Source organism: Nocardia niwae NBRC 108934 = DSM 45340 (genome assembly GCF_001613465.1).
Taxonomy (GTDB): domain Bacteria; phylum Actinomycetota; class Actinomycetes; order Mycobacteriales; family Mycobacteriaceae; genus Nocardia; species Nocardia niwae.
In genome coordinates, this window is sequence record NZ_BDCK01000032.1 from 133,489 (window position 1) to 152,904 (window position 19,416).

The window sequence follows — 19,416 nt, forward strand, 5'->3', positions numbered from 1 at the left end:
GACCTGCGGTGCCACTCGAAAACGCATCCCCCGACCATGCGCATGTGGCGCTCGTCACATCTTAGTGGATCATGTCCAGGCCCGACAGCCTCCGGGACAGGACGCACCGTCGATCCGACCGTGCGCCGCTGTCCGAGAGTCAGGCGGGCTGCGGCGCCGGGCGGTGCGCGGCGCCGAACAGCTGGGCGTCGCCGTGGGCACGCTTGAAGAACAGATGGGCGTCATGTTCCCAGGTGATCGCGATGCCGCCGTGCAACTGGACGGTCTCGGCCGCGATGGCGGTGAGCGCCTCCGAGCAGTGCACGCGCGCGACCCAGACGTCTTCGGCGGCCGACGAGCTGTGCGCCGCCACCGCCGCGGTGGCGGCGACGGACGCGGAGCGGGCCGATTCCAGCAGCACGTACATGTCCGCCATGCGGTGCTTGAGCGCCTGGAAGCTGCCGATCACCCGGCCGAACTGCACGCGGGACTTGGCGTAGTCCACCGTCATCTCCAGGCAGCGCTCGGCGGCCCCCACCTGCTCGGCGGCCAGCGCGGCCCACGCGATCTCCCGCAGCCGGGCGACGGCCGCCGCCGGATCGCCCGACCCGAGCCGTCGCGCGGGCGCCCCGGCGAAGCCGACCTCGGCCAGCTTGCGGGTGGGGTCCATGGTGGGCACGGGCCGCCGGGTGACGCCCGCCGCGGTGGGCTCGATCTCGAACAGCCCGGTCGGAGTGACGACGACGAGAGTGTCCGCCGACATCCCGTCGAGCACGTAGTGCGCCGTTCCGGTGAGGGCGCCGTCCGTCTCGCGCACGCCCGGCTCGTCCCAGCCGCGCTCGCCCGCCCAGCAGACCGCGATGGTCCGCGCGCCCTCCGCCACCTGGGGCAACAGTCGCTCGCAGGCCTCGGTGTCGCCCGACAGCAGCACGGCCTGCCCGCCGAGGACGGCCGAACCGAGCATCGGCACCCCGGCGAGCGTGCGGCCCAATTCGCCCACCACCAGCAGGGACTCGACCAGGCTCGCGCCGAAGCCGCCGTACTCCTCGGGAATCGCCAGCGCGGCCACGCCGATCTGCTCGCACAGCAGCCGCCACAGCGCCGCGTCGTAGCCGAGTTCGGTGTCCATCGCGGCACGCACCGCCCCGGAACCCGCGTGCTTGGTCAGCAGCGCCCGCACCGAAGCGAGGAATTCCTGGTGTTCGGCGGTGCTCATCGGTGTCCTTTCAGGTATGAGCGGCGGCCCTGCGTGGTGATGCTGCGCTGCCGCCTCCGGGCCTGACCGCTCATGCGATGCCTCGCGCGGCGCTATCGGAGTCGGTGTCTTCCCGCAACGCCCGCGCGATCCGGGCGCGGTGCAGATCCGGTGTGCCCCAGGCCGAACGCAAGGCGGTCACCTTGGTCAGCCACAGCGAGAGGTCGTACTCGGCGGTGTAGCCGATCGCGCCGTGCACCTGCAACGCCGTGCGGGCCGCGCGGTAGGCGGCGTCGCCGCAGGCGATCACGGCGGCCGAGACGTCCCGGCTCCGGGTGGCTTCGGTCATGGTCAGCGCGGCGCGGTAGAGCAGCGGCTCGGCCAGATCCAGCGCGATGAGCACGTCGGCGAGCTTCTGCTTCACGGCCTGGAACTCGCCGATCGGCTTGCCGAACTGCTTACGCTGCTTGGCGTACTCGGTGGACGCGTGCAGCAGGGCCTTGCCCGCGCCGAGCAACTGCGCCGCGCAGGCCAGCGCGCCGGTGTCGAAACCGGCGGCCGCGGCCGCGCCGACTCCATCGCCCTCGGCGACGGTCTCGGCCGCGGCGACGGTGAACAGGCGGCGAGCGGGATCGACCGAGCGCACCAGGCCGGTGCGATGCCCGAGGGACAGCTGCTGCTCCCCGGCCAGCAAGACCACCTCGGCGGTGTCGGCGTCCAGCGCGACACTGCCCGGTGACGCGAACGCGACGGTGCCCAGCGCCGTGCCCTCCACGAAGCCCGGCAGCCAGCGCGCGGCCGGCTCCTGATCCGGAAGGGCTTGCAGCAGAGCCGGGATCACCGCGGCCGTCTCCACCAGCGGTCCGGGCACGGCCGCCCGGCCGATCTCCAGGAACGCCACGACCAGGTCGATCGGTTCGGCGCCGATGCCGCCGTGCTCCTCCGCGACGGCCAGACCCAGCACACCGGCCTCGGCCAGTTGCCGGATCAGCGCGCGACCGGGCCCGCTGTCGCCGGACGCCCACGCGCGCACCGCGGCGGGCGCGCGGCCCGCCTCCAGCAGTTTGCGAAGGCTGGCGCCGAAATCGGTTTGTTCGGGGCTGAGCGCGAATCTCATCGGCTGCTTCCTCTCGGTAGTCCGAGCAGCCGCTCGGCGATGATGTTGCGCTGGATCTCGTTGGTGCCCGCGTAGATCGGGCCGGACAGGGCGAACAGGTATCCGTCGGTCCACGGCCCGGAGCGCTCCGCCGTCGCACCGAGCACCTCGAGCGCGGTCTCGTGCATGGCGATGTCGAGCTCGGACCAGAACACCTTGGTGATCGACGATTCCGCGCCCAGCTTGCCGCCTTCGTTGAGCCGGGTCACCGTGCCGAACGTGTGCAGCCGGTAGGCCTCGCTGCCGATCCAGGCGTCCACCACCGCGTCGCGCTGCGCGGTGTTGTCCTCGTCGCCGGTCTCGCGCCACAGGTCGATCAGCCGCTGCGCGGTGGCGCTGAACCGGCCGGGGCTGCGCAGCGAGAGTCCGCGTTCGTTGCTGGAGGTGCTCATCGCCACGCGCCAGCCCTCGCCGGGCGCGCCGATCACGTCGCGGTCGGGCACGAACACGTCGTCGAGGAAGATCTCCGCGAAGCCGGGTTCCCCGTCCAGCTGCGGGATCGGGCGGACCGAGATCCCGTCGGCGGTCAGCGGGAACATGACGTAGGTGAGGCCCTTGTGCCGCTCGGCCGCCGGATCGCTGCGGAACAGCCCGAACGCCCAATCGGCGAAGGCGGCGCGCGAACTCCACGTCTTCTGGCCGCTCAGCAGCCAGCCGCCGTTGGTGCGCCGGGCGGTCGAGCGGATACCGGCCAGATCGCTACCCGCTTCGGGCTCCGACCACGCCTGCGCCCAGATGTCGTCGCCGCGCGCCATCCGCGGCATGATCCGCTCCAGCTGTTCGGGGGTGCCGTGTTCGAAAAGCGTCGGCGCCAGCAGGAATATCCCGTTCTGGCTGACCCGTCCCGGCGCGCCCGCCGCGTAGTACTCCTGCTCGAACAGCACCCACTCCAGCAGCGAGGCGTCGCGCCCGCCGAATTCTTCCGGCCAGGCGACCACCGAGAGCCGGGCGTCGGCGAGGGTGCGCTCCCACGCGCGGTGCGCCTCGAATCCGGCCTTCGTGTCCATGGAAGGCAGCGGTTTCGCGGGTTTGTTCGCGGCCAGGAATTCGCGGACCTCCCGCTGGAATTCCTGGGTCGCCTGGTCGAGATCCAGATCCACTAGGTCGTTCCGTTCTGTTCTGCGGTGCTCGCCGATGCCTTCATCGACTTGGCGTTCATGCCGCCGAGCGAGTCGGCGCCGACCTCGGCGTTGTGCGCGTGCGCGAAGTGGTGCAGGCCGAAGACGGAGTCCATGCCCGACCGCATGCCCATCAGGTCCTCGGCCTGGTTGACCGCCTTCTTCGTCAGGGCGAGGCCGAATTGCGGCATGGCGGCGATCTTCTCGGCGAGCGCCAGGGTCTCGGTCTCCAGTTCGGCGCGCGGCACCACCCGGTTGACCATGCCCCACTCCTTGGCCTGCGCGGCGCCGAACCGGTCGCCGGTGAACAGGAACTCCTTGGCCGCGCGGGGACCCATCACCCACGGGTGCGCGAAGTACTCGACGCCCGGAATGCCCATCCGCACCACGGGATCGGAGAAGAACGCGTCGTCGGAGGCGATGATCAGATCGCAGACCCAGGCCAGCATGAGCCCGCCCGCGATGCAGGCGCCCTGCACCATGGCGATGGTCGGCTTGGGAATCTCCCGCCAGCGCCTGCACATGCCGAGGTAGACCTCGAGCTCGCGGGCGAAGCGCTGATCGCCGCCCGCCCGGTCCACGTGGTCCCACCACAGCGCCGCTTTGTTCTGATACCGCACGTGATGATCGCGGCCGGGCGTGCCGATGTCGTGCCCGGCGCTGAAGTGTTTCCCGTTGCCCGCCAGCACGATCACCCCGACCTCGGGATCCTCCACGGCGCGCTCGAAGGCGGCGTCGAGGGCGTAGGTCATCACCGAGTTCTGCGCGTTGCGGTAGTCCGGCCGGTTCAGCGTGACGATCGCGACGCGTCCGCGCCGCTCATAGGTGACGACTTCACCTTCGTCCGGGATCGCCGGACCCTCGTCGGTGGTTGCCGGTTCCGACATTACGACTTCTCCTCACGTAGTTGACGCTTGAGCACTTTCCCGGCGGCGCTGTAGGGCAGCTGGTCGCGGAATTCGATGAACCGCGGCACCTTGAAATTGGCCAGCACGGTGGCGGCGTGCGACCGCACCTGGTCTTCGGTGAGCGCCGCGCCGGACTTGCGCACCACGTACGCCTTGCCCACCTCGCCCATCCTGGTGTCCGGCACGCCGATCACCGCCGACTCCGCCACGCCGTCGAGCCGGGCCAGCGCCTGTTCCACTTCGGCGGGGTAGACGTTGAAGCCGCCGGAGATGTACATGTCCTTGAGCCGGTCGGTGATCTTCAGGTACCCGCGGTCGTCGATCGTGCCGATGTCACCGGTGTGCAGCCAGCCGTCGGCGTCGATCGTCTGCGCGGTGCTGTCCGGGTCGTCCAGGTAACCGAGCATCACGTTCGGTCCGCGCAGTAGCACCTCGCCCGCGTCGCCGAGCCGCAGTTCGAAGTCCGCGATCGGCCTGCCGCACGTGTTCGCGATGGTCTCGGCGTCGTCGTCGACGCGGCACATGGTGCCGAATCCGGCGCTCTCGGACAGGCCGTAGGCGGTGATCACGACGTCGAAGGCCAGTTCCGAGCGCATCCGCTCGATCAGCACCACCGGCACCGTCGCGGCGCCGGTGACGGCCACCCGCAGTGAGTTCAAGTCGAATTCGGAGCGTCGCGGGAAATCCAGGATCGTCTGGTAGATCGTCGGCGGCCCGGGCAACACCGTGACCCGTTCCGCGCCGATCAGCCGCATCGTCTCCGGCACGTCGAAGGTGACCTGCGGGATGATCGTGGCTCCGGTGACCACGCAGGCGAGGATGCCCGCCTTGTAGCCGAAGTTGTGGAAGAACGGGTTCACCACCAGGTATCGGTCGTCCTCGCGCAGGGTGGCGCACTCGGCCCAGGCCCGCACCACCGACAGCGCCTGCCGATGGGCGACCAGCGTGCCCTTGCTGCGGCCGGTGGTGCCGGAGGTGAACAGGATGTCGGAGATGTCGTCGGGCCGGACCGATGCGGCGCGTTCCTCGGCTTGGGCCACGGTGACCGGCGCGGCGACGGTCGCGAGTTCCGACCAGTCCAGTGCGGCGATGTCGGTGTTCTCGGTCCCGGGCTCGACCGGGATCACCACCACCGTGTCGATGGCCAGGTCCGGGGCGGACGCGCGCAGTTCGGCGAGCCGCTCGCGGCCGAGGAACGGACCCGCGATGAACAGGGCCTTCGCGTGCACCCGGCCGAGCACGTCGGCGGCTTCCTCGGCCACGTAGCGGGTGTTCAACGGCACCAGTGCCGCGCCGGCGTAGTGGGCCGCCAGTGCGGCGATCACCCAGTGGTGCGTATTGGGCGCCCACATGGCCACGCGGTCGCCCACCCGCACGCCGCGTGCGATCAGCGCCCGCGCCACTTCCTGGACCGCTTCGAGCAGCTGGGTCCAGTCCAGCCGGACCTCGCCGTCGGCGATCGCCGGTGCGTCGCCGAAGGTCCGAGCGGCGTGGTGCAGTGCCATCGGTGTCGTCTGAGCAGGGGTTGTCACGGTTGTCCTTACCGTCCGCGAGCCACTTATGCGCGCGCTCTACAAAGCAAGTGCTTGGTAGGTTATCCTACCGGCGTGGGTGCTATCCAGACCTCAGAATCCGACACCGCCGCTCCGGACGGGCGGTTTTCCGCCACGCAGGACGAGCGATTCGCCGCCGACGTGCGCGAGTGGCTGGAGGAGAACCTCAACGGCGAATTCCGCGAGCTGCGCGGCCTCGGCGGTCCCGGCCGCGAACACGAGGCGTTCGACGAACGCCTGGCCTGGGACCGGCACCTGGCCGCGGCCGGGTGGACCTGCCTCGGCTGGCCGAAGGAGTACGGCGGCCGCGCGGCCACGGTGCGCCAGCAGGTGATCTTCCACGAGGAGTACGCCAAGGCGAACGCCCCCGCGCGGGTGTCGCACGTCGGCGAGGAACTGCTCGGACCGACGCTGCTCGCCTTCGGCACGCAGGCCCAGAAGGACCGGTTCCTGCCCGGCATCCGCAATGTCACCGAGCTGTGGTGCCAGGGCTACTCGGAACCCGGCGCGGGCTCCGACCTGGCCGCGATCACCACCGCCGCGCACCTGGACGGCGACGAGTGGTCGATCAACGGGCAGAAGATCTGGACCTCGCTGGCGCACGTCGCGGACTGGTGTTTCGTCGTCGCCCGCACCGAGCGCGGTTCCGTGCGGCACAGGGGCCTGTCCTACCTGCTGGTCCCGATGAAGCAACCGGGCGTCGACGTGCGCCCGATCATCCAGCTGACCGGGACCTCGGAGTTCAACGAAGTCTTCTTCGACAACGCCCGCACCGCGGCCGACCTGGTGGTCGGCGAGCCGGGTGACGGGTGGCGCATCGCCATGGGCACGCTCACCTTCGAGCGCGGCATCTCCACCTTGGGGCAGCAGATCCGCTTCGCCCGGGAACTGGCCGACATCGAGGCATTGGCCCGGCGCACCGGCGCGGCCGGCGATCCGCTGATCGCCGACCGGATCGACCGCGCCTGGGTGGGGCTGCGCGTGCTGCGCGCGCACGCCATGCGCACGATGGAGGGCGCGGGCGTGGACGACGGAGGGGGCCAGGCCTCGGTGGCGAAACTGCTCTGGGCCAATTGGCATCGCGGACTCGGTGAGCTGGCGATGGCCGTGCTCGGCGCCCGCGGCCTGGTGGCGGGCGAAGACGATCTCGACGAATGGCAGCGGCTGTATCTGTTCACCCGCGCCGACACCATCTACGGAGGTTCGAACGAAGTGCAGCGCAACATCATCGCCGAGCGCGTGCTCGGCCTACCGCGCGAGGCGCGCCCGTGACGGGCCCGCTGTCGGTCGCCCCCGCGCCCGTTCCCGGGCACGGCCTGCTGACCGGACGATCGGCGGTGATCACCGCCGCGGCGGGCACCGGCATCGGCTCGGCGACCGCGCGCAGGCTGCTGGCCGAGGGGGCGGACGTGGTGGTCTCCGACTGGCACGAGCGTCGCCTGGCGGAGACCGCGACCGAGCTGGCCGCGGAGTTCCCGGACCGGCGGGTCGCCTCGATCGCGTGCGACGTGCAGAGCACCGAGCAGGTGAACGCGCTGGTGCGCGGCGCGGCCGAGGCCCTGGGCCGGATCGACATCATGGTCAACAACGCCGGTCTGGGCGGGGAGACGCCCGTGGTCGATATGACCGACGAGCAGTGGGATCGCGTCCTCGACATCACGCTGAACGGCACCTTCCGCTGCACGCGCGCCGTCCTCGGCTACTTCCGCGGCGCGGGCCACGGCGGCGTGATCGTGAACAACGCCAGCGTGCTCGGCTGGCGCGCGCAGTACGGCCAAGCGCACTACGCCGCGGCGAAGGCGGGCGTCATGGCATTGACCAGGTGCAGCGCGGTCGAGGCCGCCGAGTTGGGCGTCCGGATCAACGCGGTGGCTCCGAGCATCGCCCGGCACGCGTTCCTGGACAAGGTCAGCTCCACCGAACTGCTCGACCGCCTGTCCGAGCGCGAGGCGTTCGGCCGCGCGGCCGAACCGTGGGAGGTCGCCGCGACGATCGCCATGCTGGCCAGCGACTACACCACGTACCTGACCGGCGAGGTGGTCTCGATCAGCAGTCAGCGCGCCTGAGCCGCTTCATGTTCCGTGCTCGTCCGCTCCACGCCGGGCGGGCGAGCACGCCGGGCGACCATCGAGCAGCCGTTCGCCCGCCGCTTTCCGCAAGCCCTCCCGCGCCGTATTGCGATCGCCTTCTCGCATCGGGCCGGCCCGGTAAATGGGCGGCTGATCAGGTAGAAAAGGGCGAGCCGGAGGGCCTTGCGGTGTGCCATGCTGAAGGAGATCGGATCCGCGCTCTTCAAGGGGGCGATGGCTATGGGCCTGGATCGCCCACCTGCCCGCGAACAATTGGAACTCGACGTGGTGCGCGAAGTCGTGCTGGCCAGGCGCCGGATGGACAGCCTCGTGCTCTCCGCGCTCACCCTCGGCGCCGAGCTCATCCGGCACACCTCCGAGAGCGCGGTCGCCATGGCCGCCGTTCGCATTCTCGAGCAGCACGCCGTCGACGAGAGGGAAGTCGCCCGCGACCCCCGCGGCGCGCTGCGCGCCGATCTGGCGCGTGATCGCGAGCGCGCCCGCCGCGTCGGCCTCGGCGCGGACGGCGGTGAGACCGAGCAGGAGCGGCGCAGACAGCATCAGACGGCGTTGTTGCGCGAGGTGCGCGCCGACCTGCTCGCGGTGGTCGCGAAATGCCGGAAATTCCGCTTCGACCAGGTAACTTTCGCGGACGAGATCGCGCAGGGCCTGTGCGCGGCCACCGATAAGCTGGTGATCGGGGCCGACATGGACACCTACCACGCCTGGCAGCGCGGCATGGTGCTCAAGTTGAGCGAGGAACCGGTGCGGGGCGGCCCGCCGCGGGTGATGGCCACGGTGGACGCCGGGCCGGACCGTGGTCAGCTCACCGTGGAATGGGACAGCTGCGAACGTCGTCTCGCGCTCGTCGCGCGGATGGCGCGAGCGGGGGTCTCGCCCGTGATCATCTGTGACCGCCTGTTGGCGGATCTCTCGGTTTCGTCGCCGCTGCGCTACTCGGCCCGGTGACAACACGCTCTCGACCAAGCAAATGCTTGGTTGTATGATGGCCGTGTGCCCGCACCAGACGCTTCGAAATCAGCACGGCGCAGCGAGTTGCTCGCCATGGCGGCCGAATTGTTCGCCGAGCGAGGACTGCGCGCCACCACAGTGCGTGACATCGCCGACGCGGCGGGGATCCTCTCCGGGAGCCTGTATCACCACTTCGATTCCAAAGAGTCGATGGTGGACGAGATCCTGCGCGGCTTCCTGGACGAACTCTTCGGCCGCTACCGGGAGATCGTCGCCTCCGGCCTGAGTTCGCGAGACACCTTGGAAGCCTTGGTGCTCGCGTCCTACGAGTCGTTCGACCGCTGGCACGCCGCGGTGGCGATCTACCAGGCCGAGGCGAAGCGACTGCGCGACTCGGAGCGCTTCACCTACATCGCCGACTACAACCGCGAATTCCGTGAGCTCTGGCACCGGGTGCTGACCAACGGCGTCCGAGACGGCAGCTTCCGGGCGGAGCTCGACGTCGAACTGGCCTACCGGTTCCTGCGTGACACGGTGTGGGTCGCGGTGCGGTGGTACCGGCCGGGCGGCCCGATCACCGTCGAGAACCTCGCAAAGCAGTACCTGACCATCGTGCTCGACGGGCTCACCGCCGGCGAGCACACCACGTAGGAGTCCTTACATGTCAGCACCTTCCGCGTCCCGTCGTCCGTATGCCCCGCTGCGGGACGCCTACGTGATCGATGCGGTACGCACTCCGGTCGGCAAGCGCGGCGGCGCGCTGGCGGGCGTGCACCCCGCCGATCTCGGTGCGGCCGCGCTGCGCGGCCTCCTGGACCGCAACCCCGTCGACCCGGGCGATGTGGACGACGTCGTCGTCGGCTGCGTCGACAACATCGGCCCGCAGGCGGGCAACATCGGCCGCACCATGTGGCTGACCGCCGGATATCCCGAAGAGGTTCCCGGCGTCACGGTGGACCGGCAGTGCGGATCCAGCCAGCAGGCCATCAATTTCGGCGCCCAGGCCATCATGAGCGGCACCGCCGAGGTCATCGTCGCGGGCGGCGTGCAGAACATGAGCGCGATCCCGATCTCCGCGGCCATGCTCGCGGGCAAGGAGTACGGCTTCGACTCGCCGTTCGTCGGAGCGCAGGGCTGGGACCACCGCTACGGCACCGGCGAGGTGACGCAGTTCCGCGCCGCCCAGCTGATCGCCGAGAAGTGGGGCATCACCAGGGAAGAGATGGAACGCTGGGCGTTGCGCAGCCATGAGCGGGCTCGCGACGCGATCAAGAACGGCCGCTTCGACAAGGAGATCGTGCCGGTCGGCGACTTCTGGATCGACCAGGGACCGCGCGAGACCAGCCTGGAGAAGATGGCGTCACTGCCGCCGCTGGCCGAGGGCAGCCCGCTCACCGCCGCGGTGGCCAGCCAGATCTCCGACGGCGCCAGCGCCACCCTCCTCGCATCCGAGTGGGCGGTGCAGGAGTACGGCTTGACGCCGCGAGCGCGCATCCACCATGTGAGCGCGCGCGGCGCGGACCCGATATTCATGCTCACCGCGCCGATTCCGGCCACCAAGTGGGCGCTGGAGAAGAGCGGTCTCACCATCGACGACATCGACGTGATCGAGATCAACGAGGCGTTCGCGCCGGTGGTGCTGTCCTGGCTGAAGGAGACCGGCGCGGACCCCGAGAAGGTGAACGTGAACGGCGGCGCCATCGCGCTGGGCCACCCGCTCGGAGCGACGGGCGCGAAGCTCTTCGCGACGTTGCTCAACGAACTCGAGCGCATCGAAGGCCGCTACGGCCTGCTCACCATCTGCGAGGGCGGCGGCACCGCCAACGCGACCATCATCGAGCGCCTTCCGCGCTGACCGGCACCGAGCGGCACGTCGGCGAATTCGCGTCGCCCGACGTGCCGCTCGGCATGCGCGTCGAGGGTGCCGGGGTCAGTCGGATGGCACCTCGTGACCCGACTGTCCCTGTGACGAAACGTCGTTCATGACGCGCTGCTCGTAGAACCGTTGGTGGATTCGCTGTCGCCGTCCCCGCGAGCGTCCGGTTTCGCGGACGAGTCCGTCTCGGCGTCGCGGGCGGTGGGTCCTGTTGACGAGCCGGTCTGTTCGTCGCTGCGCACGTCGGGTTCTGCGGATGAGTCCGGCTCGGAGTCGCCGAGGGCGGTCGGCTTGCCCTCGCTGCCCTTCCCCTTGCCTTTTCCCTTGCCCTTTCCCTCGGACTTGCCTTTTCCTTTGCCCTTCCCCTTCCCCTTGCCTTCGCCTTCGTCGGCGTCACTCGCGTCGGAGGGTCGACCCTGCTCTTCGTCCTGCGCCAGGTAGGCGACCGGATCGCCGCCGATCGTCTCGCTCGTCGCGGGCTGCGCGACGAGCCCCACCGTCAACGTGCCCGCGGCGACCGCCGCTGCTGTCACGATGGCCCGAACGGTTGTCTTTCCCACTACCAAACCTCCCTGGTGATCGGTTTCGTCGGTGGAGCAGCGCGAAGTTAGCACCGGGAACGAGCCGCGTACCCGGGCTCGCCGCGCCCGAATGCCCTCGTGACGAGGCCGACATCCCGCTGTGACGTAGTCCCGGGATGCCCGGATGGTCGGCTATCGCTGCGACCGCAGGTATTGGTCGTGTTCGCGATCTTCGCGGTAGTAACGCTGGGTCAGCGCGGTGAGCCGGTTGATCTCGGCCGCCATCGCGGAAGGTTCCAGCGGTTTGGCGACGATGGGGTCGCCGGTCTTGACGTAGTAGCGGCCGTCCGCGTAATCCATCCACCAGAAGCCGCGTCCGAAGCTCGGGCGCGCGTCGACGGCCGGACCCGCGAGCACCGTGATCTCACCGAGGCCGAGGCGTTCGCGTTTGAAGATTCGGTCCAGTTGTGCGACGACGCCGACCTCATACGGCTTGCGCACCGGCCGATCCCGGTCGGCGCTCACTTCTTCCCGCCGCGCTTCGATCGGCGGATGGGTGCCCGCAGGCATCTTGGGCAGCGCGGCGACCGCTTTCGCGGCCACTCGTTGCGCGGCGCAATAACTCACGATCACGTCACCGCCGGTGTCCGGCGCGGTACCGGGAAGCTGGACCAGGGTGGCGCCGATCTCGCCGCGTACGGCCCCGTGGAAACGGAAGACGATCGACATGTCCGGGCCGCCCATCCCTTTGGACTCGACGCGCGCCTCCGGTTCCAGCAATACGTCGAGCGCCCGTTCCAGTTCGACGGCGTATCGCCCGAGTAGCGCGTCCACCGCTGCCTCGCGCTGACGCTTCAGGTCGGCGAAATCCATCTCCTCCGGGCGGTATTGCAGCGGGTAGGGCAGGCGGTCGCGACCGTAGGCTGCCCAGAGGATTTCGAATTCCTGCCCGGTGAAGCGCCAGTCAGCCATCCGGGTTTTCTCCGATGACCGGAGGGACGGACTTGGGCAAGGAGTCCAGACCGGTGAGTTCCGCGCCGTTGTGCTGGTTGATCAGGTAGTCCTTGATGCCGGAGGTCTCTCGCTCGTCGTCCTTGCCGCGAGCCCCCATTCCGGGTGCCATGCCGGTCGTGCCTGCCGCGCCGGATCGAGCCGCCTGGTTGCCTGTTGCCGTGGCGGCCGGAAGGGCATTCGGCTGCTGTGGACCGGCGGGAACGTTGCGGCCCGGTGCCGGAGTGGCGGTGGAATTCGGCGTACCGGGACTGCTCGGGCTGCCGGATCGCCGGGGAGTGCTCGGGCTCGTGGTACCGGGTCGACCCGGTGTCGTCGGGACGGTGGTAGTACTCGGGCTCGGTGTAGCGGTGCTGCTCGGAGTGGTCGACGGCGCGTTCGAGGTGGTCGGCTGCACGCTGGCCGGCTGGTCCACACCAGCAGGGGTGACCGCCTCGGGCGTGGTGGCGGCGGGGTCGGTCCGGGGTGATTCTTGCGGATCGCCATCGGACTGCTCGGTGGACTCCGGTTCCGCGTTTGCGGGATTGCCCGTGTCGGACGTTCCTTGTGGGACAGAGGGATTGGATGTACCAGGTGACGACGGACCTGGCTGGCCATCGTCCGCGACAATCTGCGGAGCGGTCGGCAGGACGGGCACGCCGTGATCGGTTTGATGGGCGACTTGCCCGTACACCGTGCGCAGAATCCGCCGCGCTTCTTGCGTGGCCTCCTCCTCGGTGTAATCACCGGCCTTCATGACGCCGTCCTGCGGCAACGTCTTACCCATCAGGTCCGGGCGTTCGGTGGCCTGCGGCATCAGCGCCTGCGTCTGCTCGAGACCGGTATGCATCTCCGACAGCTTGAAACTCACCAGACAAGCGGCATCGGCCAGGTTCCCCGACTGATTGCGGTAGTTCGTGACCGCCTCGGCCGCCGCCTTGCCGGACTGCCCCGTCCACCCCGGATTCGTGCCGTCACCGGTCACGGTGCGGCCGAACTGCTCGTTGAACGCCTGAATCGCCCCCGTCAGGTTCATCCCGATGTTCAGCCACGCCTCCGACGCCTCCCGCACCGTCCCCGGCCGCATCGCGTTCACGGCATCGACCATCTGCGCCAACGTCATACTGTCGTAGTTGTCCGGCCCGGGAATCCGCGGCGGCTCGTATTCCCCCTGGAACGAGGTGCCCAGCCGGTTGGTGAAGTCGTAGATCGTGTCCCGCTCCCGATTCCACTGCTCCTGCGCGGCGATGATCCGGTTCCGGTACTCGTCGTAGGTCATGGTTGCGCGTCCAGACCGGTGAACTGGTCGGCCCTGGACTGATCCAGTTCCACGAAGTTCGCAATAGCCTTGGCCACAACCTCTTTCGCGATCTTCACCGCGTCGATGTGCTGCATGAGGACGGCGTCCAGTGATTGCTCCGTACCGCTCGACTTGAGTCTGAACTTCTCTTGTAGCGCAACCCCGGACGGGAACGGGCCGAAGCCGGTTACATCAATGAGCCGGTCGGCCATCCGCATGATTCCGTCGAGGCGGTCTAGGTAGCTATCACACGCTGTATCCAGACCTTTGCCGACATCGGGATGCAGCATCAACTCGCCCGCGTTCGCCTGGTCCAATAGTCCGCGCCATTCCGCCGGATCGACCCCTATGGCCATCACCCCTCCTCAGTTCGCGGGCAGGTACCGCACCAGGTCGTCGGCGTGACGATCAGCCTCCTGGCAAGGCTCGCCTTGCTTTCCGACTGAATAGCGCGTCGTAACCTTGAAAATCACTGTTCCGTGGGCATTTTCAACCGCCACACTGCATTTGAGCCGCTTGCTGTCACCGACGTCCAGGTATTGCAGAGCACGGTGCGAGCCCACCGTCAAGGGCGTGAACGATTCCTTGTCCTGACGTTGACGAACTTCGTCCAGAGCGAAGGCTCCGGACAGTACACCGAGGTCATACCAGCGTGATGCCGCCTGCCAGCCGCAAACCTTCCACCCGGTGAAGTCCACTCCGGCGACATCCTTCTCCCTGGTCGCCTGATTGAGACCGGTGCCGGAAATGGCTGATTCGGGCAACGTGCACGGATCCCACAGAGCCGCGTCGGGGCCACCGGACTTCGACGTTGACGTCGAGGCGGCGGCCACGGTGGTGTTTGCCGTTGGCGTGGCTTTGTCCGTGGCGTCATCGCATCCCACGGCAACAAGAGTGGCACCGATCGCAAGCGCGGCACCACGCAGGAACTTCCCCCAGCTCGTCATAGGTTCCTCACCGCCGGTGCCGTAACGCATCGACGGGGGCCGGACCGGCTTATCCGCCCCCTGCAAGCTGGGATCGACGCTACTGGCCGGTCCCCACGGGTGCAACCAGGTCGGTGCTGATTCACGCCATCGCAGTTGTGAAGTTGTGCAACACACCTGACCAGCCGCGACCGCGTGCAACGGTGAGCGACTCATGCCCTCAGCGCGGTCTGCGGCTCGGCGGGGCGACTCGCCTTCTTCGGCGGGCATCGCAGCAGGCGGCATCAGCTCCAACCTGCGCGATAGACGAGTTCCCGATACGGCTCGGCGTGAGTTCGGTGGTTTGTGTCCAGCCCCTACCGACCCGCTAGGAGCCGTACCGAGCTACGGCCCGCCGGGTAGGCGGCGTTGTCCCGTCCCGACTTCGTCCTTCAAGTCTTCGTAGCCGACCGCCAGTTCGGCCAGGCGTTCCCATGCGTCGCCGAGGACCCAATTCGAACTACTGGCCAACGCCGCGTAGGCGAGTGCGGTGTACTCGGCGAGGCGGTCTACTACCGAGCCGACCGTCTCGGTGTGGACGCGGGCCGCGCCGAGAGAGGGCCGGAGCTGGGCAGTGACCCAGCGGTCGATGTCGCGAACCAGGCGGGCGCGGCACTGATCGATCGACTCGGCTTGCGCCAGTCCGGCGGAGAGGCGGCTTTCGTGTAGGGCGGTGAGGTCTCGAGCTGCGGTCAAGAGGGGATGGTCGTCGTGGGCGTCGCCACGGCAGGCGGCCAGCAGGCGGTGTTTGGGCGGTAAAGGTTCCGGTGTCATCGCGCGCCGCCGGGGGACGGTCGGTCCATTTGCGGATGGGTGATATGGAGAAGTGGGAAGGTCACGCGCTCAGGCCCTTTCCGGATTCGCCGCTCGCCGCCGTGTGCCGGTTTCGCGGGTGTCGAGTGGACGCTCCGAGTGCAAGGTGCCGGATCGACGCCAGGATCAACTGGCCGGACGGGCGGTACGCGGAGCGTGGAGGTTCGATCCAATGGCGGAACAAGGCACATCGGTCGGTGGGGGAAGGGAGCGCGATCTCACCGCCCGCGCGCACTATCGAGACGTCGAGGCGGAACATCTCCGCGAACAGACTGTCGTCGTTCGGCAGGTCGGGACGTACCAAGTAACTCCACCGTTGTGAACGCGGGTGGGACATGATCGGGCCGATATCGTGCCCACGGCGCTGTAGGTCGATCTTCACGAGTTGCCCAAGGTGGGCGGGCATCATCAGCGCCCAGACGATACCGGCCCGAATCACGATGCGGCCCAACTCGGGTGGCTCGACGATCGCGGGCAGGCCGCACACCTGCCGGTAATACCGGCAGCGGGACACAGGCGTGTCCCCGAACTCCGATTGGTTCATTTCCAGACCTCTGCGCGAGTCGGTGAGCTAGGGTGCGCCCAGCCCTGGAAGTCGGCAGAACTCAGGGGTGGGGGGCGTGGTGGGAATCGGGGTGGCCTCCTCCTGGGCGCGGAGTCAGCAAAACACCTGTGACCTGCGCGGAGAGCGAAGTTTGGGTTTCCCAGACGAACTCGGCCGAAGGTCCAGAGCAAATCCCGTGCCGGGTCGTAGTCGTCACCCGGTACGGGTCGAATTCGCACTAGAGAGGGGACCCATGGACGAGCACAGCACCGGCTCGACTCTGCCGAGGCGTCAGCTCGGGTATTACCTGCGTGACGCCCGGACAGCGCTGAACCTGTCGTTGGAAAGGCTTGCGGAGCTGACGGATTTGAGTTCGTCGGTATTGCAACGACTGGAGAAGGGGGCGGCAACTCGGTTGAAGGTGCGTGATATCGAGGCGCTTTGTGATGTGCTGGGCATGTCCCGGGAGGTGACGGCTGCCATGGTCGGGCTACACCAACAAGGCGCTGCGACGAGTTGGTGGCACGAGTACGGGACGGTGATACCTGCGGATTTCGACGTGTACGTCGGGTTGGAGACGGCGGCACGGAAGCTGACCGTGTACCAGCCGTCGCTGGTGCACGGCTTACTTCAGACCTCCGACTATGCTCGCGCTCTCATACGAGTGGGAAGGCCGACGGAGACCAGGGCCGACCATGACCGTCGTGTCGAGTTGCGGACGAAGCGCCAGAAGATGATCACCAGGAGGTATCAGCCTCTCACGCTCGATGTGGTGCTGCACGAGTCAGTGCTGCGAAGTGCAGTGGGAGGGCCAGAAGTTATGACACCTCAACTGCACCACCTGGCTGAGATCGGGAAACTGCCCAACGTGACAATCCGAATCCTGCCGTTCTCGGCTGGAGCACCAGTCGGTGATCCTGTGGGGCAGTTCGCGATTCTGGAGTTCGAAGAGAACCTTCAGGGGGTGTCGGTGTCACCTCCGGTTGCCTATCTGGAAACCTTCACGGGCTGCATGTATTTGGAAAAACCAGATGATGTGCAGCGGTACGATCGAGTGCATGACCGTCTCCGACGGGCGGCGCTTGATGAAGCGGCCAGCAGGAGTCTGCTCCGCCAGATAGCGAAGGAGTTCTCAGCATGACTGCCGATCTACCCAAGGCCGACTGGTTCAAGAGCAGCTACAGCGCGACTCATTCAGATTGCGTCGAAGCCGCGTTCTTGGACGGTGGCAAAGTCGGCGTGCGGGACTCGAAGAATCCGACGGGCCCAGCGCTTGTGTTTCAGCCTCACGCATGGGATGTGTTCACCGCTGGCTTCATCGCTGATGACCTGCATCGGCGATAGTCGTCACGTTCTGCTGTTCATCGGGTCGAGTCAAGGCGGTTTGGCGTGGTAGTCGGAGGTGTCGGGGCCGAATGGTTCAAGAGCAGCCATAGTGCAACCCAAGCCGATTGTGTCGAGGTTGCCTTTCTCTCGAGCGGCCAGGTCGGCTTGCGAGATTCCAAGGATCCCGACGGCCCCACGCTCGTCTTCGACCCTGGCGAGTGGGACGCCTTCACCACACGTGTGCACGCTGGAAGGTTCGCTCGCACACGGGCCTGAATAACCGAGCCGCAGAGCTTTCGGCGCCTCGGGGTCAGACGACTCCGGGGCGCCGCCTTCTATCGGTGTCCGGCGTGGCCCGTCCTCTTCCGGTTGGTCCGCTTCTGGTCACGCCGCTGGGGCAACCAAGCGCTGACCGGCGTACCGGCGGAACCGGATGGTGGCTTGCGCCAGGGGTCCAATATGTCCAGGTCGTCGAAGCGGTTGCGGCCGTGCTGGACACCGCCGAGGAGGCCACCCTCACCCCGTCGCCACTCAACTCGCCTTGATCACTCTGGAGCCAGCACATGGTCCGTGATGCCGTCGCGGCGGGCGATCTCACCTGCGCCGACTCCGACGAAGAATGAGTGCCCCGCCGTGTCGGGGGTTCTAGGCGTTCTTCTCCTGGCCCCGGTCCTTCAGCCCCGCAAGTGAATCCACGTACTGAAGCAGGAGGCGGGCCAGTTCCAGACGGTCATGCTCCGACCAGTCGGCGGTGATGTAGTCGTAGGCGTCGCGCTGGTGCTTACGGAAGCGGGCCATCAGGTCGCGGCCGGCTTCGCTCAGTTCGAGGATCGTGCGGCGGCCATCTTGCTGTGAGGCGGCGCGTATGAGATAGCCGGCTTTGATGTTGTCGCTGACCATGCGGCTGGCCACGGACGGGTCGACGCCGAGCATCTCGGCGATCATGCCAACGGTGATCTCGTTGCCCTGACTGTGCTCCAGTACCAGATTGAGCACCAGTGTGCGGTTCAAATCCTTGGCGGAGATGGGGTTCGCCACATCCAGCATCGAGGTCCGCCGCAGTTTTCCGAACGCCGGGCCCACCGCGTTGAGCAGGTCGTCGGCGGTTCGCGCATCGTTCGCAGTCATGTGCACATGGTAACTCCATGCTCAAGTTTCAATGTGTGTTGACAAGCAAATGCGTGCAGAGCAACATGTATTTGCACAAGCGCACAGAACATCCTCGAACCGGAGAACTCATGACCTTCCTTGTCACCGGCGCCCGCGGCCGGATCGGCCAGGCGATCATCACCGCCCTGCATGCCGCCGACCTGCCTGTCCGCGCCGCCAGCGCCGACCCGGCCGCCCTCACCGTCCCCGCCGGAGTCGAAGTCGCCGAAGTGCGCCTCGACGCCCCCCACACCTTCGGCCCGGCGCTGGAGGGCGTCACCGGGGTCTTTCTCTATCCCGAACCCGCCGGCATCGACGCCTTCATCACCACCGCCCAGCGCGCCGGTGTCGAACACATCGTGCTGCTGTCGTCCTCGGCTGTCCTGTCACCCGACGCCGAAGACGACCCCCTCGCCTCCCACAACCTTGCCGTCGAAAGGGGCTTGGCTGCTTCGAATCTCACCACCACCGTGCTGCGCCCCGACAGCTTCGCCACCAATGCCCTCGGCTGGGCCCACCTCGTCAGCAACGGCATGCCCGTCGAGCACGCCTACCCGGATGCCGCCATGGCGGTCATCCACCCCACCGACATCGCCGATATCGCCGTCGCCGCCCTCACCGCGGACGAGCTGCGCGGCCGAACCGTCACCCTGACCGGCCCCGAGCTGCTCACCTTCCGCGAACAGCTCGCCATCGTCTGCGACGTCCTCGGACGCGAAATCCCCATGGTCTCCATCACACGCGCCGCGGCCGAGCAGCAGATGAGCCGGCATATGCCGCCCACCTTCGTCGGCTCCCTGCTCGACTACTGGGCCACCGCCACCGAACGACCCGCCCCTGTCGCCGAGACCACCAAATCCCTGCTCGGCACGCAGGCCCGCGGCTTCGAGCAGTGGGTCCGCGAGAACGTCGGCGCCTTCCTCCCGGCTTGATCCAACCTCGTGCCTCCTCTCCGAGGCTCGTGTCCTGAAAAGGCATTTCC

Annotated in this window: 22 protein-coding genes; 9 read left to right on the forward strand and 13 right to left on the reverse strand. The window is 68.0% G+C overall.

The window, feature by feature from the left end; genetic code table 11:
* Positions 1–139 precede the first annotated feature (139 nt).
* From NNI01S_RS23400 to NNI01S_RS23420, 5 genes are all read right to left on the reverse strand, one after another.
* Complete coding sequence (locus tag NNI01S_RS23400) at positions 140–1,195, reverse strand: acyl-CoA dehydrogenase family protein (protein ID WP_063022270.1); 1,056 nt, start codon at positions 1,193–1,195, stop codon at positions 140–142.
* A gap of 70 nt (positions 1,196–1,265) precedes the next feature.
* Positions 1,266–2,291, reverse strand: coding sequence for an acyl-CoA dehydrogenase family protein (locus NNI01S_RS23405; RefSeq protein ID WP_063022271.1), 1,026 nt, complete (start codon positions 2,289–2,291; stop codon positions 1,266–1,268).
* Complete coding sequence (locus NNI01S_RS23410; RefSeq protein WP_063022272.1) at positions 2,288–3,430, reverse strand: acyl-CoA dehydrogenase family protein; 1,143 nt, start codon at positions 3,428–3,430, stop codon at positions 2,288–2,290. The genes NNI01S_RS23405 and NNI01S_RS23410 overlap by 4 nt, the downstream gene beginning before the upstream one ends.
* Positions 3,430–4,335, reverse strand: a complete 906-nt coding sequence (locus NNI01S_RS23415) for an enoyl-CoA hydratase (RefSeq protein WP_063022273.1) — start codon at positions 4,333–4,335, stop codon at positions 3,430–3,432. Before NNI01S_RS23415 ends, NNI01S_RS23410 begins: the two co-directional genes overlap by 1 nt.
* Entirely contained in the window at positions 4,335–5,888 is a 1,554-nt protein-coding gene (locus NNI01S_RS23420; protein WP_281180679.1) for a FadD3 family acyl-CoA ligase, read from the reverse strand. Before NNI01S_RS23420 ends, NNI01S_RS23415 begins: the two co-directional genes overlap by 1 nt.
* Positions 5,889–5,963: 75 nt before the next feature.
* Between NNI01S_RS23420 and NNI01S_RS23425 the strand changes: the two genes are divergently transcribed.
* The 5 genes from NNI01S_RS23425 to NNI01S_RS23445 all read left to right on the forward strand — a co-directional run bounded on the left by NNI01S_RS23425 (position 5,964) and on the right by NNI01S_RS23445 (position 10,805).
* Positions 5,964–7,181, forward strand: a complete 1,218-nt coding sequence (locus NNI01S_RS23425) for an acyl-CoA dehydrogenase family protein (RefSeq protein WP_174554474.1) — start codon at positions 5,964–5,966, stop codon at positions 7,179–7,181.
* Entirely contained in the window at positions 7,178–7,975 is a 798-nt protein-coding gene (locus NNI01S_RS23430; protein ID WP_063022275.1) for an SDR family oxidoreductase, read from the forward strand. Before NNI01S_RS23425 ends, NNI01S_RS23430 begins: the two co-directional genes overlap by 4 nt.
* 198 nt (positions 7,976–8,173) lie before the next feature.
* Positions 8,174–8,947, forward strand: coding sequence for a hypothetical protein (locus NNI01S_RS23435; protein ID WP_245676340.1), 774 nt, complete (start codon positions 8,174–8,176; stop codon positions 8,945–8,947).
* A 96-nt stretch (positions 8,948–9,043) separates the two neighbouring features.
* Positions 9,044–9,601, forward strand: coding sequence for a TetR/AcrR family transcriptional regulator (locus NNI01S_RS23440; RefSeq protein ID WP_063022276.1), 558 nt, complete (start codon positions 9,044–9,046; stop codon positions 9,599–9,601).
* A gap of 10 nt (positions 9,602–9,611) precedes the next feature.
* Positions 9,612–10,805 (forward strand): acetyl-CoA C-acetyltransferase, encoded by a 1,194-nt coding sequence (locus NNI01S_RS23445; protein ID WP_439956141.1) that lies wholly within the window; start codon positions 9,612–9,614, stop codon positions 10,803–10,805.
* A gap of 125 nt (positions 10,806–10,930) precedes the next feature.
* On the opposite strand, the gene NNI01S_RS34715 is transcribed toward NNI01S_RS23445, so the two are convergent.
* The 7 genes from NNI01S_RS34715 to NNI01S_RS23480 all read right to left on the reverse strand — a co-directional run bounded on the left by NNI01S_RS34715 (position 10,931) and on the right by NNI01S_RS23480 (position 15,959).
* Entirely contained in the window at positions 10,931–11,386 is a 456-nt protein-coding gene (locus NNI01S_RS34715; RefSeq protein ID WP_063022277.1) for a hypothetical protein, read from the reverse strand.
* A 153-nt stretch (positions 11,387–11,539) separates the two neighbouring features.
* Positions 11,540–12,319, reverse strand: a complete 780-nt coding sequence (locus NNI01S_RS23455; RefSeq protein ID WP_063022278.1) for an ESX secretion-associated protein EspG — start codon at positions 12,317–12,319, stop codon at positions 11,540–11,542.
* Positions 12,312–13,616, reverse strand: coding sequence for a hypothetical protein (locus NNI01S_RS23460; protein ID WP_063022279.1), 1,305 nt, complete (start codon positions 13,614–13,616; stop codon positions 12,312–12,314). Before NNI01S_RS23460 ends, NNI01S_RS23455 begins: the two co-directional genes overlap by 8 nt.
* Positions 13,613–13,993 carry a hypothetical protein gene (locus NNI01S_RS23465; RefSeq protein ID WP_084489239.1) on the reverse strand — a complete coding sequence of 127 codons (381 nt, stop codon included), beginning with the start codon at positions 13,991–13,993 and terminating at the stop codon, positions 13,613–13,615. The genes NNI01S_RS23460 and NNI01S_RS23465 overlap by 4 nt, the downstream gene beginning before the upstream one ends.
* A gap of 9 nt (positions 13,994–14,002) precedes the next feature.
* Entirely contained in the window at positions 14,003–14,584 is a 582-nt protein-coding gene (locus NNI01S_RS33765) for a DUF3558 domain-containing protein (RefSeq protein ID WP_169813008.1), read from the reverse strand.
* 363 nt (positions 14,585–14,947) lie between these two features.
* A complete protein-coding gene (locus NNI01S_RS23475; RefSeq protein ID WP_245676341.1) occupies positions 14,948–15,298 on the reverse strand; it encodes a DUF4254 domain-containing protein in 351 nt (116 codons plus the stop codon).
* A 139-nt stretch (positions 15,299–15,437) separates the two neighbouring features.
* On the reverse strand, positions 15,438–15,959 hold the full coding sequence (locus NNI01S_RS23480; RefSeq protein ID WP_063917623.1) for a hypothetical protein: 522 nt from the start codon (positions 15,957–15,959) through the stop codon (positions 15,438–15,440).
* A gap of 253 nt (positions 15,960–16,212) precedes the next feature.
* Between NNI01S_RS23480 and NNI01S_RS23485 the strand changes: the two genes are divergently transcribed.
* From NNI01S_RS23485 to NNI01S_RS33775, 3 genes are read left to right on the forward strand one after another with little or no spacing between them, the layout of a single operon-like run.
* Positions 16,213–17,100: a helix-turn-helix domain-containing protein gene (locus NNI01S_RS23485; RefSeq protein WP_063022283.1), complete on the forward strand. Its 888-nt coding sequence runs from the start codon at positions 16,213–16,215 to the stop codon at positions 17,098–17,100.
* Positions 17,097–17,303, forward strand: coding sequence for a DUF397 domain-containing protein (locus tag NNI01S_RS33770; RefSeq protein WP_084489224.1), 207 nt, complete (start codon positions 17,097–17,099; stop codon positions 17,301–17,303). Before NNI01S_RS23485 ends, NNI01S_RS33770 begins: the two co-directional genes overlap by 4 nt.
* Before the next feature lie 45 nt (positions 17,304–17,348).
* Positions 17,349–17,561 (forward strand): DUF397 domain-containing protein, encoded by a 213-nt coding sequence (locus NNI01S_RS33775; RefSeq protein ID WP_084489226.1) that lies wholly within the window; start codon positions 17,349–17,351, stop codon positions 17,559–17,561.
* A 369-nt stretch (positions 17,562–17,930) separates the two neighbouring features.
* Here NNI01S_RS33775 and NNI01S_RS23490 read toward each other — a convergent pair whose 3' ends face one another.
* Positions 17,931–18,413, reverse strand: coding sequence for a MarR family winged helix-turn-helix transcriptional regulator (locus NNI01S_RS23490; protein WP_063022284.1), 483 nt, complete (start codon positions 18,411–18,413; stop codon positions 17,931–17,933).
* A gap of 110 nt (positions 18,414–18,523) precedes the next feature.
* Between NNI01S_RS23490 and NNI01S_RS23495 the strand changes: the two genes are divergently transcribed.
* Entirely contained in the window at positions 18,524–19,366 is an 843-nt protein-coding gene (locus NNI01S_RS23495) for an SDR family oxidoreductase (RefSeq protein WP_063022285.1), read from the forward strand.
* The last annotated feature ends 50 nt before the right edge of the window (positions 19,367–19,416 follow it).

Bases quoted from the DNA above. Each gene is read 5' to 3' on its own strand.
- NNI01S_RS33765 (WP_169813008.1), bottom strand. From the start codon at position 14,584: ATGACGAGCTGGGGGAAGTTCCTGCGTGGTGCCGCGCTTGCGATCGGT.
- NNI01S_RS23465 (WP_084489239.1), bottom strand. From the start codon at position 13,993: ATGGCCATAGGGGTCGATCCGGCGGAATGGCGCGGACTATTGGACCAG.
- NNI01S_RS23490 (WP_063022284.1), bottom strand. From the start codon at position 18,413: ATGACTGCGAACGATGCGCGAACCGCCGACGACCTGCTCAACGCGGTG.
- NNI01S_RS23495 (WP_063022285.1), top strand. From the start codon at position 18,524: ATGACCTTCCTTGTCACCGGCGCCCGCGGCCGGATCGGCCAGGCGATC.
- NNI01S_RS23415 (WP_063022273.1), bottom strand. From the start codon at position 4,335: ATGTCGGAACCGGCAACCACCGACGAGGGTCCGGCGATCCCGGACGAA.
- NNI01S_RS23435 (WP_245676340.1), top strand. From the start codon at position 8,174: ATGCTGAAGGAGATCGGATCCGCGCTCTTCAAGGGGGCGATGGCTATG.
- NNI01S_RS23440 (WP_063022276.1), top strand. From the start codon at position 9,044: ATGGCGGCCGAATTGTTCGCCGAGCGAGGACTGCGCGCCACCACAGTG.
- NNI01S_RS33770 (WP_084489224.1), top strand. From the start codon at position 17,097: ATGACTGCCGATCTACCCAAGGCCGACTGGTTCAAGAGCAGCTACAGC.
- NNI01S_RS23400 (WP_063022270.1), bottom strand. From the start codon at position 1,195: ATGAGCACCGCCGAACACCAGGAATTCCTCGCTTCGGTGCGGGCGCTG.
- NNI01S_RS23445 (WP_439956141.1), top strand. From the start codon at position 9,612: ATGTCAGCACCTTCCGCGTCCCGTCGTCCGTATGCCCCGCTGCGGGAC.
- NNI01S_RS23480 (WP_063917623.1), bottom strand. From the start codon at position 15,959: ATGAACCAATCGGAGTTCGGGGACACGCCTGTGTCCCGCTGCCGGTAT.
- NNI01S_RS23485 (WP_063022283.1), top strand. From the start codon at position 16,213: ATGGACGAGCACAGCACCGGCTCGACTCTGCCGAGGCGTCAGCTCGGG.
- NNI01S_RS23455 (WP_063022278.1), bottom strand. From the start codon at position 12,319: ATGGCTGACTGGCGCTTCACCGGGCAGGAATTCGAAATCCTCTGGGCA.
- NNI01S_RS23405 (WP_063022271.1), bottom strand. From the start codon at position 2,291: ATGAGATTCGCGCTCAGCCCCGAACAAACCGATTTCGGCGCCAGCCTT.
- NNI01S_RS23460 (WP_063022279.1), bottom strand. From the start codon at position 13,616: ATGACCTACGACGAGTACCGGAACCGGATCATCGCCGCGCAGGAGCAG.